At 39.4% G+C, this 19,164-nt stretch carries 18 protein-coding genes; 5 read left to right on the forward strand and 13 right to left on the reverse strand.

The annotated features are described in order from the left end of the window. Positions 1-30: 30 nt before the first annotated feature. Positions 31-1,815 carry a protein BatD gene (locus E6H07_07030; protein ID TMI65657.1) on the forward strand — a complete coding sequence of 595 codons (1,785 nt, stop codon included), beginning with the start codon at positions 31-33 and terminating at the stop codon, positions 1,813-1,815. Here the strand turns inward: E6H07_07030 and E6H07_07035 are convergent, their stop codons facing one another. The 4 genes from E6H07_07035 to E6H07_07050 are packed head-to-tail and all read right to left on the reverse strand — an operon-like array spanning position 1,816 to position 4,927. Further along, complete coding sequence (locus E6H07_07035; protein TMI65658.1) at positions 1,816-2,523, reverse strand: response regulator transcription factor; 708 nt, start codon at positions 2,521-2,523, stop codon at positions 1,816-1,818. It lies immediately after the preceding gene. A gap of 5 nt (positions 2,524-2,528) precedes the next feature. Continuing rightward, positions 2,529-3,515 carry a two-component sensor histidine kinase gene (locus E6H07_07040; GenBank protein ID TMI66489.1) on the reverse strand — a complete coding sequence of 329 codons (987 nt, stop codon included), beginning with the start codon at positions 3,513-3,515 and terminating at the stop codon, positions 2,529-2,531. 10 nt (positions 3,516-3,525) lie between these two features. After that, on the reverse strand, positions 3,526-4,008 hold the full coding sequence (gene gldH / locus E6H07_07045) for a gliding motility lipoprotein GldH (protein TMI65659.1): 483 nt from the start codon (positions 4,006-4,008) through the stop codon (positions 3,526-3,528). Between the two features lie 43 nt (positions 4,009-4,051). Beyond that, positions 4,052-4,927, reverse strand: coding sequence for a YicC family protein (locus E6H07_07050; GenBank protein ID TMI65660.1), 876 nt, complete (start codon positions 4,925-4,927; stop codon positions 4,052-4,054). Between the two features lie 543 nt (positions 4,928-5,470). Here E6H07_07050 and E6H07_07055 point away from each other — a divergent pair. Continuing rightward, positions 5,471-6,415 (forward strand): UDP-3-O-(3-hydroxymyristoyl)glucosamine N-acyltransferase, encoded by a 945-nt coding sequence (locus E6H07_07055; GenBank protein ID TMI65661.1) that lies wholly within the window; start codon positions 5,471-5,473, stop codon positions 6,413-6,415. A 1-nt stretch (position 6,416) separates the two neighbouring features. Here E6H07_07055 and E6H07_07060 read toward each other — a convergent pair whose 3' ends face one another. Genes E6H07_07060 through E6H07_07070 form a run of 3 tightly spaced genes read right to left on the reverse strand, consistent with a single transcriptional unit; the run spans position 6,417 to position 9,356 of the window. Next, entirely contained in the window at positions 6,417-7,484 is a 1,068-nt protein-coding gene (locus E6H07_07060) for a carboxypeptidase-like regulatory domain-containing protein (protein TMI65662.1), read from the reverse strand. An 18-nt stretch (positions 7,485-7,502) separates the two neighbouring features. Next, positions 7,503-8,495: an SDR family NAD(P)-dependent oxidoreductase gene (locus tag E6H07_07065; GenBank protein TMI65663.1), complete on the reverse strand. Its 993-nt coding sequence runs from the start codon at positions 8,493-8,495 to the stop codon at positions 7,503-7,505. A gap of 15 nt (positions 8,496-8,510) precedes the next feature. Then, entirely contained in the window at positions 8,511-9,356 is an 846-nt protein-coding gene (locus tag E6H07_07070; protein TMI65664.1) for a 3-hydroxybutyryl-CoA dehydrogenase, read from the reverse strand. Between the two features lie 127 nt (positions 9,357-9,483). Between E6H07_07070 and E6H07_07075 the strand changes: the two genes are divergently transcribed. Beyond that, positions 9,484-10,131 carry a hypothetical protein gene (locus E6H07_07075; GenBank protein ID TMI65665.1) on the forward strand — a complete coding sequence of 216 codons (648 nt, stop codon included), beginning with the start codon at positions 9,484-9,486 and terminating at the stop codon, positions 10,129-10,131. On the opposite strand, the gene E6H07_07080 is transcribed toward E6H07_07075, so the two are convergent. After that, positions 10,102-10,302 (reverse strand): hypothetical protein, encoded by a 201-nt coding sequence (locus E6H07_07080; protein ID TMI65666.1) that lies wholly within the window; start codon positions 10,300-10,302, stop codon positions 10,102-10,104. The two genes, E6H07_07075 and E6H07_07080, sit on opposite strands and share 30 nt — an antisense overlap. A 171-nt stretch (positions 10,303-10,473) precedes the next feature. Next, complete coding sequence (pheS, locus tag E6H07_07085) at positions 10,474-11,505, reverse strand: phenylalanine--tRNA ligase subunit alpha (protein ID TMI65667.1); 1,032 nt, start codon at positions 11,503-11,505, stop codon at positions 10,474-10,476. Between the two features lie 143 nt (positions 11,506-11,648). Between pheS and E6H07_07090 the strand changes: the two genes are divergently transcribed. Continuing rightward, positions 11,649-12,785 carry an arginase gene (locus tag E6H07_07090; protein TMI65668.1) on the forward strand — a complete coding sequence of 379 codons (1,137 nt, stop codon included), beginning with the start codon at positions 11,649-11,651 and terminating at the stop codon, positions 12,783-12,785. 25 nt (positions 12,786-12,810) lie between these two features. Beyond that, on the forward strand, positions 12,811-14,322 hold the full coding sequence (gene dacB, locus E6H07_07095; GenBank protein ID TMI65669.1) for a D-alanyl-D-alanine carboxypeptidase/D-alanyl-D-alanine-endopeptidase: 1,512 nt from the start codon (positions 12,811-12,813) through the stop codon (positions 14,320-14,322). Positions 14,323-14,414: 92 nt separating this feature from the next. On the opposite strand, the gene mutL is transcribed toward dacB, so the two are convergent. The 4 genes from mutL to E6H07_07115 all read right to left on the reverse strand — a co-directional run bounded on the left by mutL (position 14,415) and on the right by E6H07_07115 (position 19,101). After that, positions 14,415-16,310 (reverse strand): DNA mismatch repair endonuclease MutL, encoded by a 1,896-nt coding sequence (gene mutL, locus E6H07_07100; protein TMI65670.1) that lies wholly within the window; start codon positions 16,308-16,310, stop codon positions 14,415-14,417. 253 nt (positions 16,311-16,563) lie between these two features. Then, entirely contained in the window at positions 16,564-17,100 is a 537-nt protein-coding gene (gene mreD, locus E6H07_07105) for a rod shape-determining protein MreD (protein ID TMI65671.1), read from the reverse strand. A gap of 5 nt (positions 17,101-17,105) precedes the next feature. Then, positions 17,106-17,981, reverse strand: coding sequence for a rod shape-determining protein MreC (locus E6H07_07110; protein ID TMI65672.1), 876 nt, complete (start codon positions 17,979-17,981; stop codon positions 17,106-17,108). 94 nt (positions 17,982-18,075) lie between these two features. Next, complete coding sequence (locus E6H07_07115; GenBank protein TMI65673.1) at positions 18,076-19,101, reverse strand: rod shape-determining protein; 1,026 nt, start codon at positions 19,099-19,101, stop codon at positions 18,076-18,078. Positions 19,102-19,164 lie beyond the last annotated feature (63 nt).

The following is a 19,164-nucleotide window of genomic DNA, read 5'->3' on the forward strand; positions in this document are numbered from 1 at the left end:
TATCCGGCTCGTTTTATATTTTTATCAGTAATGAAAAAATGGATTTTCATAGTATCATTTTTATTTCTGAGTGATCTGCTGATAGCTCAAGTCAGCGTACAAGCCATTGTGCCCGAAAGGCCTGTAACCATCGGAGAACCCTTCCGGATACAGTTTGTGATTGAAAATGCTTTGCCCGATCAACGATTTTCTGCCCCTGATTTTGGCTGGCTAAAAATTGTCCGCGGACCTGAAACATATGCAGGAACACAAAACGTAAATGGGCAAAAGATCGATATAATCAATTATGTATATACAGCAGTAGCAGAAAGAGAAGGAAATTATAAGATCAGCCACGCATTAGTAAAAATTAATGGGCTGAGTTTTATCAGTCCTGAGGTAAACATTGTTGCTATTAGAAAGCAAAAACAGAATTCATTTAATAACCAGGATGGTATTTCGGCTTATACATTATTACCCGGCGAAGATGCTTACCGGAAAATTAAAGAGAATCTTTTTGTAAAATTATTTGTTGATAGAAAAACCTGCCTTGTGGGTGAACCTGTTGTTGCTACTTTCAAATTGTTTTCAAGGCTGCAATCAAAATCCGATATTGTAAAAAACCCGGGCTTCTATGGTTTCAGTGTATATGATATGGTAAATCTTGATGACAAGATAAAAGAGACTCAGCGGATCAATGGAAAGGATTTTGATGTACACACAATACGTAAAGTACAGCTCTATCCATTGCAAGCCGGTGTGTTTACCATTGATGAAATGAAGATCGATAATAAGGTTGAGTTTTCACAGAGCATGGTAAATAAGAAAACCGAACAGCAGATATCTGAAGGCGTTTTAAATGAAAGCAATGATGCGTCAGCAACGCCGGGAACAGAAATTTATGAGACAAGCATGGTAACCGCACCGGTAAGAATTACAGTGAAGGCCTTGCCACAGGTTAATAAACCTGAAACGTTTAATGGTGCAGCAGGGGTATTCACTATCCGGTCAAAAATTGCGAATAACAAACTGGATAAAAATGAGGAAGACTTTTTCGAAATTATCGTGGAAGGCAAAGGAAATTTTACACAAATAACAGCACCGGTCATTCAATGGCCAAAAGAGATCGAAGGGTTTGAACCAACCGTTATAGATTTTTTAGATAAACGCATTGTCCCTTTATCTGGCGGAAGAATTTTCAGGTATCCTTTTATTTCATCTGTTCATGGTAAATGGAAAATTCCCTCTGTGAAGTTTTCTTATTTCAACACAAGTACAAATAGTTATAAAACCATTGGCACGGATAGTGTGATCGTCAGTATTTCTGAAAAAGAATTTAAAAAGATAACCAAGGCAGATGCCCCCCCAGGGGGAAAAAAGATCTCGATAGAAGATGCAAACAAACGGGTGAGTAAAATCGCCTTTATATTGGTGGCATTTATTGTAGCTGGTGCTTTGGTCTATTGGTTGGTGCTTAGTAGGAAAAAAAAGGAAATTGTTGTAGAAGAACCCGTAATTAAATCTCCAACGGTGGAAGAGATCTTCAATTCTATATCTGTTGAGGAATCTATACCAGCTAAGGAGTTTTATACTTCAATATATAATACAGCTTGGAGCTGGTTGTCGCAACATCTTCATGTATCGGGTACTGAAATGAATAAAGGTTTTTTGCAAAACAGGTTAAGACAGGCTGGTACCGATGAAGCAGCGATCACAGAACTTTTAAACCATTTCAATTATATTGAAACTGCTATGTTTACTTCAGTAGAAATGGAATCAACCCGAAGCCAGCTTGTGGAAAAAACGATTTCGATTCTGAATCAGCTAAAAAGATAATTACTCGGTGTATTTATAACCGACCCCTCTTACAGAGTGAAAGTATTTAGGATTGCGACTATCTTCTTCAAAGTATTTACGAAAGTTGAGTATGAAATTATCAATTGTACGGGTAGTAGGATACACATTATAGCCCCAAACGGATTGTAATATCTTTTCCCGCGGCACTACTTCATTTTTATTTTCAATTAATAACTTTAGCAGCATGGTCTCTTTTTTACTGAGCTGAATGGTTTCTCCCTGTTTGTTCACAGCTTCCTGTGCTTTAAAATCAATTGTGTTGCTATCAAAAGTGTAAGTATCTCCTACTGAAGATTTATCTTGTAGTTTTTTATTCTTGTCAATCAATTTATGAATACGCAGTAATAATTCCTCCAGGTTAAAAGGTTTTGTAAGGTAATCATCTGCGCCTTTTTTTAAACCCAGCACCCGGTCTGCGCTACTGTTTTTTGCACTCAGAATGAGAATAGGCACTTCATTATTTTTCAATCTCACTGTTTCAGTGACGCTAATGCCATCCACTTCTGGCAGCATTACATCCAGTATCAGCAGATCAAAATATTCATTCTCTACGGCTTTCAGCGCTGCGGCGCCATCAAATGAAGAAGTAACCTCATAGCCTTCAAGCTCTAAATTTAGCTTCAGCGCTTCATGCAGATTTTCTTCATCTTCTACCAATAATATGGATGGTTTTTTTTCTTCAGTCATAACGATCACGTATGAAAAATGACAGCAAATTTACTTCCACAAGGTTTATTATCTGTCACCATAATGTCGGCATTATGATAACCGGCAATGGATTGGCAAAGATATAACCCCAGCCCGGTACCCTGTGTTTTACGGGTCGATTCATTCCCTACCCGGTAAAACTTATTAAAAACCTTTTTCTTCTCCGGATCAGGTACCCCGGTGCCAAGATCACTTATTATTAAATGCAGGTTGTTGTTCTGTTTGAATAAATGGGCTTTTACCGGCGTTTCTTTCGCAGAATACTTGATTGCGTTTTCCACCAGGTTACTGATCAGCATTTGCAGCAGCAACGCATCACCTTTAAGTTCTATATCAGGTGTTATTTCTTCAATAAAACTTCTTTCAGGAAAACGATTTCTAAAATCCTGCATACTGTCTTTCAGCAAATCGGAAAGATCCAGTTCTTCCATTGATGAGGGGTAGCCGCCACCTTCCAGTTGTGATGATACGAGAATATTATTGGTCAATGAATTCAGCCGGTCTGTTTCATCCAGCGTCATCCGTATCAGTTTTTTTTGTTTCTCAGGATCCAGTTGGTATCTCTGAATTGTTTCAAGATTTAACCTTGCAACAGAGATCGGAGTTTTCAATTCGTGAGTAACAGCCATCATAAAATTCTGCTGCTGCTTCTGCATAATAAACTGCCTGCGAACGGAACGATAAATAAATACGGCGCCAACAACAATGAGTAATAGAAATGTAACCCCTTCACTGATATATTTTCCGGTATTGCGCCTGCTATCAGAATCTATTTTCGCCAACGCATTATATTTTTCCCCGGCACTTAAGTTGGTTTGATCAGAAAGGTTTTTATATTTTAGATCAGTTAATTCGCTGTTTTGTGTTTGCAATGAAACGAACCACCATATCAGTGCAGCTAATATATAAGTAAGCAATATCCAGTAAACAATTGTTGCCCGGCGTAATTGCAACCTGTTATCGGCAGGCATTTTACTCATATTATTTTTTTTCGATCCGGATGCCAACATTCATTACATGCTCCAGTGGTTGTTCCCGCATTATTTGCTCCAGGGTAAAAGTGTAAGTACCTGGTTTTGGAAAAAAAGTTCCTGCTTCTGGACTTAGTTTCATTCTTTGCTCATAAATATCATCCATGCCGGTACCCAGCCAACCCTTTTCATTGGTGGCCAGTGTTACATCAAGCCGTTGTGTAATAGAACTATCTGTTCCTGCTTGTTTACTGCTGAGGTTGATGAAAATATTATTGTAGTTATATTTTTCTGTGTGGCGGATCACAAAAAATACGTTGTAGGGAATAGTATTGTCTTTTATTTCGAACTGGAACTCCGGTTTAAAACTGCCAGCCCACTGATGCCCCGGTACAGCAACTGTTTTTTCATAAATATCAATTGTAGAGCAGGAAGAAATGAAATAGCATATAAATAAAACAAAAGGCAGTCTTTTTAGCTGAACATTGAACATGGAGAGTTGAGTATTGAATATTTACAAATGTACAATGCAGGATTTAAAGTGCATTCAACACCTGTTCTTTTGCTTTTTCTAGTTCATCCTTCATCATCACCACCAGCTTTTGAATGGTTGAATCATAGGCTTTCGAGCCGGTGGTATTTATTTCCCTTCCTATTTCCTGCAGTATAAATGAAAGCTTTTTCCCTTTCGCTTCTTCAGGCTCATTCAGGATCTGCATAAAGTATTCGCAATGGTTTTTCAGCCGTATCTGCTCTTCGCTGATATCCATTTTTTCTATATAATAAATGAGTTCCTGTTCAAGGCGGTTGGGGTCATAGCTTTCTTTACCTACATTTTCTTCCAGCAGTTTTTTCAATCCATCTTTTGTTTTTTGCTGGCGCAGCGGTGCCAGTTTTGCCACCTCCTCCTCGTAATTAACAATATTCTTAATACGGTTTACCAGGTCGGCTTCAAGTGATTTGCCTTCTTCGGCCCGGTGGCGTCCTAATTCCTTGATGGCATCATTTAATGCAGCTTCAAAAGTATCCCATTCTGCATCGGTAAGTGTTTCGCCGGTTGGTGTGATCACTTCGGGCATCTTTAAAAGGGAAGAAAGAATGGATGAAGTGTCTAATTTAAGTTCTGCTGAAAGCTCGGCCAACGGTTTAAAGTAAGCTTTTGCCAGTTCAGTGTTTATTGAAACCGGTTTCGCCTGTCCCGATTCTTTCAGGCTGATAGTGCAATCCACACTACCACGACTTAATTTCTCCGAAAGAATTTTTCGTATATCGAATTCATACGGTCTTAAAAATGCCGGTAGTTTTAAGTTTAGTTCGAATTGTTTTCCGTTAAGAGATTTAATATCTATCAGAAAAGTTTTATCAGTTACGACTCTCTCCACTCTTCCAAAACCGGTCATTGATTTGAGCATGCAATAAAATTTGAATGAAGTAAAGGTATTGTAAAATGATTAATCGAAGGATGAATCTGGAAAGGCTGATATGTTATACGATCTGTAAAAAAAGAAACTCCCCCGTTTCGGAGGAGTCTCTAATATATGGATGGGTTAGTAAGTACGGGAAATAAATTTCCCGACACAATATTAGCAATAATATTTTCTAACAAAAAAATTATTTCAAACTATTTTATTCACATTTTCAGTTGTGTTGTGGATAATGATGAATGATTACATGAATTATAAACTTATTCAATCAATTAAATAGATTTTATTCTTCATTAACGTGTTCATTTATTTTTTCAAACGTTTGAAAAGTATTCAAGCTATTCTCTGTCACAACAGAGATGTTATTGTTCAAAATGTTATTTTCCCAATGAAAATCATTGAAAAAATGTTTTTTTAAAACAAAGTAAGTGAGCATGCAAACGAAGAAGTACGAGTCCTGTTTAACACCGACTTATGATTTTTCTGTATTTGAGCATTGCAGCTTGTTACCTTTGCTTCAAATCAAGTATTATGGAATTTAAACAACCAGTACCGGTAAGTTTTATTGCAGAATTGATCGGCGCAGAACTTGTTGGCAACAAAAATGGAACAGCAACAGGCATTAATGAGTTGCATAAAGTACAAAAAGGTGACCTGGCATTTGTTGATCATCCAAAGTATTACGACAAATGCATCAACTCGGCTGCAAGCTTTATCATAATCAATAAAAGAACCGATTGCCCGGATGGAAAAGCATTACTGGTAGTAGATGAACCTTTTGAAGCATACCTGAAGATCGTTAATCATTATCATCCTTTTATTCCTTCATCAAAATCCATCAGCGATTCAGCATCAATAGGTGAAGGAACAGTGATCATGCCTAATTCTTTTATAGGTAATAATGTATCTATCGGTAAGAATTGCATTATTCATCCTAATGTATCCATCATGGATGATTGTGTTATTGGAAATGATGTCGTCATCCAGGCCTCATCGGTGATCGGAAGCGATGCATTTTACTATAATAAGAAGACCAACCGTTCTATTCATTATAAAAAAATGATCAGTTGCGGTCGTGTAGTGATAGAAGATGGAGTAGAGATCGGCGCAGGCTGTACGATTGATCGTGGTGTAAGCAGCGACACGGTAATTGGCGCAGGTACCAAGATGGACAATATGGTTCATATTGGTCATGATTCAGAAATCGGAAAGAACTGCTTATTTGCGGCACAGGTAGGTATTGCGGGTGCAGTGAAAATTGAAGATAATGTGATACTATGGGGACAAGTAGGTGTAAGTAAAACATTGACGATTGGAAAAGATGCAATAGTATATGCTCAAAGCGGTGTGAAAGACAGCATTGATGGCGGTAAGGTTTATTTTGGCTCGCCGGTAGAAGAGGCAAGGGAAAAAATGAAAGAATTAGTTTGGATAAAACGTATTCCCCAGTTATGGGAAAAGATGATGGGAAAATAAATTAATCCGGTTCGTAATCATAGGGCAAAAGATCCGCTAAATTTTTCCAGCTCCAGTAGCCCTGGTTGATCCAGTCTTTCTGTTCATAATAATATCCGTTTGGCTGAATAGTAATTACATCATTTAGATCAACATAAGAGATCAATGTGCTTACTATCTTAGGGAGTTTGAATTTTTTTAAATATTCAGCCTCCGGTTTTTTCTTTGTATAAATAACGGTTAGTTTCCGCGGATACCAGATATCAACCTCTCTCGTACTATCCGTATAACCATAGAAAGTACTATCATAAGGATCAGTGATGCGGTTGAACTTTTTATCATCTGTTTCATCAAGCATTTCAATCAACCATCCATCTTGAGTGAGGGTACTGTCATAATAGGAACGGACAAATTGCAGGATAGAACCCGAATAAGCTTTCTTGCGGTTGGCCACCCATTTTCTTTTTAGAGAATCAGTTCCATCCATTTCACCAAAAAAACAAAAGCCACGGTAAGTTGAAATATTGGTCTTGTTATAAAAAACAAAACTGTCAAGCTGGTAAGTCAGATTATAACCAAGCGATTCGTTTTTAATTACCAGGGGAGCAGTGGCCAGCACTCTTATCTTATCACTTTTTTTCAGGTAATAAAATTTCAGTACTTCAGGATTCTCCAGTTTGCAATTAGCGGCATTGGGCGTAGTGCCGATAAAATTTTCTGTAAAAAAACTTCCATATTTCGCCCAGCCATCTTTTACCTCATTGCTGGTTTGTATCACCACTTCCATCAGTTCTTTTTCGTTGCGGGCAAGTGCAATTTCCAATTTGCCTTCATCACCACTTATACGTTTTGTTATTGTTTGATAACCAGAGAAAGAAATGATCAGGTCATAACCGCCGCTTTTTAATGCAAGTGAAAACTCACCTTCCTTATTGGTAGTTGTGCCCAGCGTAGTATTCTGACAAAATACAGAAGCACCTCTCAAAGGCTCTTTAGATGTTGAGTCAATTACCTTTCCGGTAATTGTGTATTGAGAAAAAGCAGGACTTGAGATCAGTAAAATAATGAAGGCAATAAATATGGTTTTCATGAAAGGCAAATTAGGGTATTAGTGTTTTGCATTTATTGTGCCAAGGTAAAGTTTGCTTGCTTTTTCGATAGTTTCCTTAAGGGGGGTAAAGGAAAATCCCGGTAAAGCTTTGAGGATTTTAGCATTTTCGAAATAAGTTTTGCTAATGGCAACACGTACACTTTCTTTCGTCAGCAGTGGTTTGCCGTCGGTGAAAAAGCATTTTACAGTTTCCAGCCGGCGGGCAATATTCATTAAAAACGGGCTGGCTATTTTAGTTGGTTTCTTTTTTCCCAATGCATCCGCAATAATGGATTGCAGTTTTTCAAAATGCCAGTTATCGCTATTTACAACATAGCGTTGTTCGGTTATATCATTTTCCATAAACAGGATAACAACTCTTGCTACATCTTCTACATCTACAAAACCATTAATACCTGGTGTCGACCAACTGAATTCTTCATATACTTTTTTAAAAATCGCTGAGCTGCTGTTATTCCAGTCGCCAAAACCCAGTATTGTACTTGGATTTAAAATAACTCCTGATAAACCTTCACTGAAACCCCTCCATACTTCCAGTTCGGCCTTGTTCTTACTACGGCCATAATGTGTATTCACTTTACTTTCTTCCCATTTCTTTTCTTCATCTACATGCCCGCCACCAGCTGTTCTTCCCAATGCCGCTACTGAACTGATATGGATCAAACGTCGAACATTTTTTTCTAATGCAATATTCACCACGTTAGCAGTACCATCCACATTTACATGGTACATATTCTTTCTATCTTTTTTTATAAAGGAAACAACTGCAGCAGAATGAATAACTGTATCCACTCCTTCCATCGCATCTTCCAAAGAGTTTATATCAATCACATCGCCATCTACCCACTGTACCTTATCAAATATATCTTTTGAAATATAGGAGGGTAGTTTAGGGCTGCGTCGGATAGCTCTTACTACATAACCTTTTTCTATAAGGGCTTTAATGATATATGCTCCTAAAAAACCTGTGCCGCCTGTTACAAGAACCATTGATTGATTGAATATTTAATATTGATAATAGCCCTCTCCGGATTTTTTACCCAACTTACCGCTGTCAACTTTTTCTTTTTGTATAAAAGAAGGTTTAAGCCTATCGGGATTTCCTAATTGCTGATGAACAGAACAGCTTACCGCATAATTAATATCATTACCGATCAGGTCCATCAGTTTAAAGGGTCCCATTTTAAAACCTGTTGCTTCCATCAGCCTGTCTGTTTGTTCGAAAGATGAAATTTTCTCTTCTGCAAGACGCAATGCTTCTGTATAATAAGGCCTGGCTACCCGGTTTACAATAAATCCTGGTGCATCTTTACAAAGCACCGGCGTTTTGCCCATTGTCTTCGCTAATTCAATAATTGTATCGGTAGTTTGTTGATTGGTAAATTCTGTGTTCACCACTTCCACCAGTTTCATAATTGTAGCGGGGTTAAAAAAATGCATGCCGATCACTCTTGCAGGGTTAATAACACCTTCAGCAATTTTAGTAACAGATAAAGAAGAAGTATTAGTGGCGAATATGGATTCACCATGGTTCATTTCAGCCAACTGGTTGAACAAGCCGATCTTTATTTCAATCTTTTCAACGATCGCTTCAATAAATACATCAGCTAGCAGACCCTGCACATCATTGCTATACTGAATATGCTGTAGTGCTTTATTTTTTATTTCTTCGTTTATCTTCCCTTTATCTACCAGCATATGGAAGCTTTTTTCAATACCAGCCTTTGCTTTTTCCAGCACTGCTTCGTTGGGTTCATATAATATGGTATATACGCCTGACTGAATAGCAGCCTGCGCAATACCGCTGCCCATCGTTCCTGCCCCGCAAACACAAAGTGTATTAATGCTCATACTTCAATTACTAAAAGGATAAAGATAGAATATACTCCTGAATGGTATTCATTATGGCAGTTTTGAAACCGGGATAAAGTTTATCTTAGGGGAATAGAACTCATCTTTCACCACTAATTAATTGTTTATGGAGACAAATGTTTCAACCACCCCTGTGCCTTCACCGTCACCCGGAATATTAAGTACAAAAATTCCTTCAACAGTTGTTTTTGCTATTGGCATTTTATTGTTCTTAATGCCGTTTGCAGAATTGAAATGCAATCAGTCGGACACTAAAACTGATATGGGTGGTTTTAGTCTGAACCTTGGTGCGCAGACAACAATATCCAATACAGGTGTAGGCCTTGCTTTTGGCAGTGAATGGAAAATAGCTGTGAACGGATTAGGCGGAATGCTGAGTGGTAATGATAGTAATATGAATAAGGAACAACCGAAACAGGACCCAAATTATTATGCTATTGCAGCATTGGCTTTGGGTGTTATAGGGTTGGTATTTTGTTTTGTAAAAATGAATGGCGCATCCTGGATTGGAATGCTTGCAGGTGTGCTATCTGCAGTGGCATTGATTGGTTTAAGATTCGATCTTGATAAAAAAGTAAAAGAGCCCTCGCAGGTAGTAGAGGAGAATGATCATACTTCTAACTGGCTGAGTGGTGGGGTGGATGCTGTGAAGTTTGAATTAAGCTATACATCTTGGTATTATATTGCGGTTCTTGCAATGCTTGCAGCAGCAGTACTTTGTTATTTACGAATTAAAAACAGCAAGGTTGTCTGATTGTGATACAGGATCATTAGTTTCTTCTTCTTTCAGCAAATTATTGGTATTGCAGTTATCTCCATCACAGCAGGGAAGTGCATTGGTATGGCAAACTGGACATTGATAATGTCCATGCACATGTACCAGTTCAATTTTATTTCCGCAGAAAAGACAGATTTGTTGCTGCATGATTTAATTTTTACCGCAAAGACGCTAAGAATAAAGAAACAAGTTCGCAAAGTTGTCTTTGCGTGAAGCCTTTTGATGAATAGAGTTACAACAGTACAAGAGTGCGACGCAACTAAAGATCAATAGTAGTAATGCAGTCTGGTTCATAACCAGCAACAAACAACCAGCAACTTATACTGCCGATGTAAACTGTTTCAAAAATCGCACATCATTCTCACTGAAGAGACGAATGTCATTGATTCCATATTTCAGCAATGCAGGTCGTTCGATACCCATACCCCATGCATAGCCGGAATATTTATTCGGGTCAATACCACAGTTGGATAAGACATTTGGATGTACCATACCGCAACCAAGGATCTCCAGCCAGCCAGTTTTCTTACATACGCTGCATCCTTCGCCATTGCAGAGTGTGCAACTGATATCCATTTCGGCACTGGGCTCAGTAAAAGGAAAATAAGAAGGGCGGAAACGAACCTTTACATCCTTGCCGTACATTTCTTTTACAAAAAAGTAAAGCGTTTGTTTGAGATCGGCGAAAGAAACGTTCTCATCAATATATAATCCTTCCAACTGGTGAAAAAAGCAATGGCTTCTTGCACTCACCGTTTCATTGCGATATACACGACCGGGACAAATGACACGGATCGGCAACTTACCTTTTTCCATTTCACGTATCTGTGTATTGCTGGTATGTGTGCGGAGCAGCCAGTCAGGATTTTGTTGTATATAAAATGTATCCTGCATATCACGGGCGGGATGATGCTCCGGCAGGTTGAGTGCAGTGAAGTTGTGAAAATCATCTTCGATCTCAGGGCCTTCGGCGACAGCAAACCCGAGTCGCTGAAAAATAGAAATAATCCTGTTCTTCATCATCGTGATAGGATGTCTTGCACCCAACGGTAATTCATCACCGGGTAAAGTCAGATCAATATTACTGATAGCAGAGTGTGAACTGCCATTTGCCGACTGTTTCAGTTCTTCATATTTGCTTTCAGTGAAGATCTTGAACTCATTCAGTATTTGTCCGGCTTCTTTTTTTCTTTCATTCGGCACATTCTTCATTTCACCCATAATGGTTTTCACCAGGCCCTTTGTACCGAGCCATTTGATGCGGAATTCTTCCACAGCTTTTGCATCCGCACCATTGAATGCTTCTATTTCTTTTTTATAAGAATCTATTTGTTGTAACAGTTGCTCCATAAGGTGGCAAAGATAAGCTAAGAGGTCAAAGGAGTAAAAAGAGATAAGGGGGTGTTCATGATATCACTAAGCTTCCGGAAATGTAGAAAATTGTATCTCACTCTTTTCCTCCTTTTCTCTTTTAACCTCTTAGCTTTGTAGCTATGTCAGACCATCGCAACCTCTCCGAATTTTTAGACCCGGTCAATCTTCATGAAATCTCTTTTGATGAAGCCTATAAAGACGGTCAGCTGGGTAAGACGATCAATTTGTATGATGAATACTTTCCTGATATTGATGAGGCGGATATAATAATAATAGGCTGCGGAGAACAGCGGGGAAGCGGCCTGATACATGGTCAGAGTAAGGCGCCGGATGTGATACGCAGAAATTTGTACCGTTTGTTTTACTGGCACCCGGATGTACGGGTTGCAGATATTGGAAATATAAAAACCGGGGCCTTATACACCGATTCGTATGCAGCACTGCGTACCGTGGTAAAAGAAATACTTGATGCAGGTAAAACAGCGATCATTCTTGGTGGCTCGCATGATCTTACCTTATCACAGTACTATGCATATGCCGAGAATAAAAAAATTATTGAAGCCTCTTGTGTTGATGCATTGATCGACCTGAATCTCGACTCACCTTTCAAGCATGAAAATTTCCTGATGGAGATGCTGACCGGTGAACCGAATTTTCTGAGACATTATAATCATGTGGCCTTTCAGAGTTTTTATGTGCATCCCCGTATGCTGGAAACAATGGATAAGCTGCGTTTTGATTGTTACCGTGTAGGCAGCGTAAAAGAAAATATTGATGAAATGGAGCCGGTGATACGCAACAGCAATATGCTCAGCTTTGATATCTCGGCGATTGCCAGCGCCTATGCACCAGCAAATACTATTACCCCTAATGGACTGAATGGCGAAGAAGCCTGTGTGCTGATGCGCTATGCAGGGCTGAGTCCCAACATTACCAGCATTGGTGTATATGGCTACGATGCACAGCATGATAAAGATGAACTTACGGCTAAACAGATTGCCCACATGATCTGGTATGTGCTTGATGGCCGCAGCCGCGGCAGAAGAGAAGCGGCGATTGATGAAAAAGATTCTTTCAACGAATACCATACAGCTTTTGCCGAAGTAGAAACCACTTTTCTGCAAAGCAAAAAGACCGGCCGCTGGTGGATGCAATTGCCCGATAAAAAATTCATCGCCTGCAGTTATAAAGATTATTTACTGGCCAGTAGCAATGAAATACCTGAAAGATGGTTGAGGGCACAGGAGAGAAGTTGATTTGCGGATTAACTGATGTGCGGATTTGCGAATGATAAAATTTCAATATTCAATGCCTAGTTTTCAATTTAAAGGATTCTTCTATACCCTACTTGCCACTGGCTACTTGCTACTTGTCTCTTGTGGTGTTACAAAACAAATCTCCAAATCAGCCGAACAATCTGTTATTAATGATAGCTCATTGGTGAATGCACATATCGGTATCAGCATTTACGAACCGAAAATCGGAAAGTATTGGTATAATTATAATGGTGAAAAATATTTTGTACCGGCAAGTAATACTAAAATTCCTACCTGCTATGCAGCGATGAAATATTTGGGGGATAGTTTGGTTGGATTGAAGTATGGCCTTATTGAAGAGACTAGCTATAGTAATAAACTTGTTGCCATTCATCCAACAGGAGATCCAACATTTCTACACAGCGATTTCAAGTATCAACCAGTTTACGAGTTCTTTAAAAAAGAACTTGGAAATGAAAGAATTGAAATCTGTTATATGGATACAGTTTGGAAAGATGAACGGTGGGGTAGTGGATGGAGTTGGAACGATTACGAGGAGCCATACATGGCTGAAAGAAGTTCTTTTCCGATTTATGGCAATACGATTAATGTTAAGTTACATGAAGTAAATGATAGGATTCTAGAAAAGAAAACAGGTTTTTCAAGCGGTAAGATTCAACTATTTAAAACTGGAAGTGTGTATTTTGATTCTATACTTAATAAAATACCTTTAATTCAAGTCTATAATCACGATGTCGTAAAATCTCCTAAATTCAAATTAGAACTTCAGAGAAGTATAGATGGAAATAATTTTAGTATTAAAACACTTCAAACAAATCTTGTTGAACAAAACATCACGTTCGATACAAAATGGTCAACCACCGCTCTTGATATATTAAAAAGTGAGTTTAAGATAAATTGGGGTTTTCTTTTTCGAGGGAAAAATAATGAATATTGGCATGAGTGTGATACCAGACATGATTACCCCATTACTCTTCACATCAATAAATGGAACATCATCCATTCTCAACCCACCGACTCCCTTCTCAAACCCATGATGCATCGTAGTGATAATTTTTTTGCAGAGCAAAGCCTGCTGATGGTAAGCAATGAAATGCTAGGAGTAATGAATGATGCAAAGATCATTGATACTTTACTCAAAACAGATTTTAAAGACCTGCCGCAAAAACCAAGATGGGTAGATGGTTCTGGTCTCAGCCGCTATAATTTATTTACTCCACAGGATTTTGTTGCTATACTCGGTAAAATGGAAAAAGAATTTGGCATGAACCGCATCAAAGAAATTTTTGCAACCGGCGGTGAAGGAACAATCAGCAGTTACTATAAATCAGATAGTGGATTTATTTATGCTAAAACCGGAACACTCAGCGGTGTAGTTGCACTCAGCGGTTTTCTTACTACCAAAAAAGGCAAGCAATTGCTGTTTTCGGTACTGGTAAATAATCACAATGGCTCTGCTACTGCTGTAAGAAGAGCGGTAGAAAAATTTATACAAGGCATTAGGAATACATATTAATTTTTCACGCAAAGTCGCAAAGAAAATAAGACGCAAAGTTTCAGACTCTCTTTGCGACTTAGGTTTTAGTCTTAGCGTCTTTGCGTGAAGCCTTACTTGCCGAACATTTTGTTGATTTGTTCCGACTTGAATTCAAGATAGGTTGGATTACCATCAGGCGAAGAGTTTGGTATAGCACAGTGAAACAAATCATCCACCAGTCCACTCATTTCTTTTTCAGTTAATGAAGTACCTGGCTTAATGGCCTGCTGCCATGCAATGGAACGAACTAACTTTTCCCGTTTGGAGAATTTCAGATCATTACTGAAATGTTTATACTGTTCAAGCAACGAATCAATTGATTTTTTTTCATTGCCTTGCGGTACATCAGCCGGCGTGCCTTGTATTACAAATGTGTTTTTGCCAAAAGGTTCGATTAGAAAGCCGAGTTGCTGAAGATCATTATTCAATTCATTCATCAATGCTGCATCAGCAGGGGCAAACTCAACTGTAACCGGGAACATGGTTCGTTGTGTGGCTACCGGTTTATCCTTTGATGCACTCATCAGTCTTTCATAGATCACTCTTTCATGCGCCGCCTGCTGGTCTATTAATATAAAACCTGCCGGAGTCTGTGCAATGATATATTGATTGTGGAGTTGGGTAAGTGAAGAATTTAGAGCTGCTGGCTGTGAGCTATGAGCTATGAGCAAAGACTCAAATGAATCAATTTTTTCTTCACTTGATAATTGATTATTGAATGTTGATTGTTGAATATTTTCTTTCTCCTGACTCCTGACTCCCGACTCCTGACTACTTCTTCCTTCATAAAATTCCTTCCAATGCTTCAGTTCACTCTTCTTGGATGGCTCAATAAAATGTGCCTGGTGTTTTTGTGTAAACCCTTTGAAGATAGAAGTGGATGCAGCAGAAGATTCTTTTTCTTTAGTGAAAGGTTGCTGTACTGATGGCAGTTGTTGTATATCGGCATTCAACGAAAAATCCAATGTGGGTGAAATGCTGAACTGTGCCAGTGCATGTTTCACTGCTGCCTGCACAAATGCATAGATGATCTTCTCATCTTCAAATTTTATTTCCTGTTTGGTCGGGTGTACATTCACATCTACTACAGCAGGATCCAATTCAATAAACAAACAGTACATCGGGAAACTATCTTTTGCGATCATTTCCTGGTAAGCACTCATCACCGCATGATTCAGGTAAGCACTTTTAATAAACCGGTTGTTTACAAAAAAATACTGGTCACCTCTTGTCTTTTTGGCCGTATCAGGTTTGCCAACAAAACCTGAAATATTCATGTAATCAGTGTCTTCTTTTACCGGAACCAATTTGGCATTGTAATTATTTCCCAACACTTGTAGTATCCGCTGCTTTGTACTACCCGCTTCGAGATGAAATAACTGCTGGTTGTTGGCTGTAAGCGAAAAAAATACATGCGGAAAGGCCAAAGCAACTCTTGTAAACTCATCCACAATATGCCGCATCTCGGCTGCGTTGCTTTTTAAAAAATTGCGCCGGGCAGGAACATTGAAAAATAGATTCTTCATCGCAATGCTGCTACCGTTAGGTGCGGCAATCGGCTCCTGTTTTTTTACGACACTATTTTCAATTTCTATATAAGTTCCTGTTTCATCTTCGGCTCGCTTGGTTTTCAGTTCCACCTGTGCTACCGCGGCAATAGAAGCCAATGCCTCACCACGGAAGCCCATTGTTTTGATATGGAAGAGATCCTCGATGGTGGTGATCTTGGATGTAGCGTGACGTTCAAAACTCATCCTTGCATCTGTTTCACTCATGCCGCTGCCATTGTCAATTACATGGACCAATGATTTGCCCGCATCATTAATGATCAGTTTGATTTCTGTGGCACCTGAGTCGACAGCATTTTCAAGTAGCTCCTTTACCGCGGATGCCGGCCGCTGAATCACTTCACCGGCCGCTATCTGGTTGGCAATATTGTCGGGTAATAAAAGAATCCTGTCCTGCACGTTCAGTTTTTTTCAAAATTAATCCATTCTCAAATGGGCTGGAAAATAGTGGCGCAAGGTAACGGAAACAGGATTGTTAAAAAACTTTTGCAGTTACAACCCTCGCGACTATTACTGCATCTTTTCTACAGTTTGAATGGCCCGTTTTTAAGTCCGGATCAAAATAAAGCCCATGGAAATCCAGCCAATGAGTGTACCCTTTTCAGGCCATAGATTATTATGACACCAGCCGGTAAGTTGATTGCCGGTTTTTTTATTGCCGTACATTGGTCATAAACTTCAAACGACGGGGAAAAATTAATTCCACTGTAAAAATAAGCAGCAGGCTGATGGCAGTATAAAGTACCAGGTGGATAAAAAACTGCATGAAGGTGCCAAACTGCAACCATTGCAGGAATGTAAGCCAGCCATGATGTAATAACGTAAGAACGATTACATAAGTAGCATAAGGTGCTGTGTCAAGCGATTTGATAGAAGGCTCACGGTAGCTGAACTCCTGTACTTCTCTTGATTTTAAAACACCGATCAGCAATGGCCTCACATAAGCTACCATGCTGCAGGCGGCTGCGTGAAAGCCGATTTGCCCGGTGAAGTAATCAATAGTAAGCCCGGTAAGAAAACCGAGTATTAGCAACCACCATTTGGAAACAGAGAATGGCAGCCAGAGAATAAAAACGAAATAGATATACGGCACTACTTCTTTATGCAGGGGATTAATTTCAAACAACACATACACCTGCAGGAAGATCAGCAGTACAAAACGAATAATATTTGAAATAAGAGGGTTCAGTGATTTTAATTTTTAGGTTTCTTTCCGTCCAGTAATTTTTTTGTTTCTCCATCCAGGTTCACCTGCTCATCCCGGAAAATATTTTCTACCACATGTACATATTGCAGCTTGTAAAAATTAGCGGCTGTTTTTATTTTCAGGTTGTAAAAATTTGAAGAGTTGTCTTTTACAATTTCCTGCACCGTGCCGATTATACGACCCGGTGGAATATCGAATGTGTACGTGCTAGTCAATATTGTATCGCCGGGTTTTACTTCCACGCCTTTGGGTATGCCTGTAAGCGTTACATAGCGGGGGTCTTTGCCATCCCAGCTTACAGTACCGAACTCACCGGTTTTTTTCAAGGAACCATTTAATCGTATATCGGCATGCAGTAGGCTCATCACCGAACTAAAGTTGGCACTCACGTTTACTACCCTGCCTACAAAACAATCATCGGAGTTAAAAACGATCATATTGTCTTTTACTCCCTGGTTGCTGCCGCGGTCTAGCTGAATAATGTTTTTATCAAACCGGGTGGAGTTATAAACCACTTTTGCATTACGATAAATATATTTTCTGATGGGGGCGGTAGTATCGTATTGAATTGAATCGGTAATTAATCTTGCGCTGCTATCAGTAGTTACAAAATTTTCTTTCAACAGGTTTAGCAGCGAGTCGTTTAGTTTATGCAACCGTTTATTTTCTTCACCCTGGCTGATAAAGTCATTCATTTTATCAACCCGTTTATTAAAAAAACCTGTTATTTCATTTGCTTTACCACCCAGCAGTGCCCGGTGAAATTTGTTGAAGCGGCTGATCATAAACAAAGCCAGTCCCTGCAGCACTAAAAAAGTGACGAAAGTGAAATAGCGGCGGATAAAAAGGAAGACGTTACGCATTAAAAGGGAAAGCTTAGAGCAGTAACACAAGCTTTAGGCCATGAGCATCGAGCTGCTGTTTTTTTAACTCAAACCTCACAGCTTGTGGCTGAATTTATCTCATCACAAAAGGATACCTGTCATAATTTTTCAGGGCGATACCTGTACCACGTACCACACTTTTCAACGGATCATCAGCAATATGTACAGGCAATTTTATTTTCTGGCTTAAACGTTTGTCCAAACCTCTCAGCAGGGCGCCACCACCAGTAAGGTAAAGACCGCGACGGTAAATATCGGCAGCCAATTCAGGAGGAGTTTGTTCCAATGCTTTCAGAATAGCTTCTTCAATTTTGAAAATACTCTTATCCAACGCTTCAGCAATTTCCTGGTAGCTCACCATAATTTGTTTTGGAATACCAGTTACGAGGTCACGGCCATTCACCGGAATGTCATCGGGTGGTGTTTCCAGATCTTTCATGGCGGCACCGATCTGGATCTTTATCTGCTCGGCAGTACGTTCACCAATCAATAAACTATGATAGCGGCGCAAAGCCTCCATAATATCAGCTGTAAATTCATCACCGGCGATGCGAATACTCTGGTCGCAGACAATACCTGCCAATGCAATAACCGTGATACCAGTAGTACCACCACCGATATCAATGATCATATTACCTACCGGCTCTTCCACATCGATACCGATACCGAGTGCGGCAGCCATCGGCTCGTGGATCAGGTAAACCTCTTTGGCACCCGCCTGTTCGGCACTGTCACGAACAGCTCTTTTTTCTACTTCTGTAATAGAAGAAGGGATACAGATCATCATTCGCCAGCTCGGGGGAAACCAGGGTTTTTTGGGATAAACGAGTTTTATCAACTCACGGATCATCAGCTCGGCAGCGTTGAAATCTGCTATCACACCGTCTTTAAGCGGACGTACCGTACGGATGCTTTCATGGGTTTTTTCATGCATCATCAATGCTCTTTTGCCCACCGCCAACACGTTTTTGGGGTTATTGCGGTCGAGAGCCACGATACTTGGTTCATTCACCACTACTTCATCGTTATGTATAATGAGGGTATTAGCAGTACCCAGGTCGATTGCTATTTCTTGTGTAAACCAGTTAAAAAGTCCCATTAATGATTGTTGGATTTAATGGCGCAAAGTTGGAGTAATTAATTTGAATTATCAAAGTAAAAA

It is taken from the genome of Bacteroidota bacterium (assembly GCA_005882315.1).
Lineage (GTDB): Bacteria > Bacteroidota > Bacteroidia > Chitinophagales > Chitinophagaceae > VBAR01.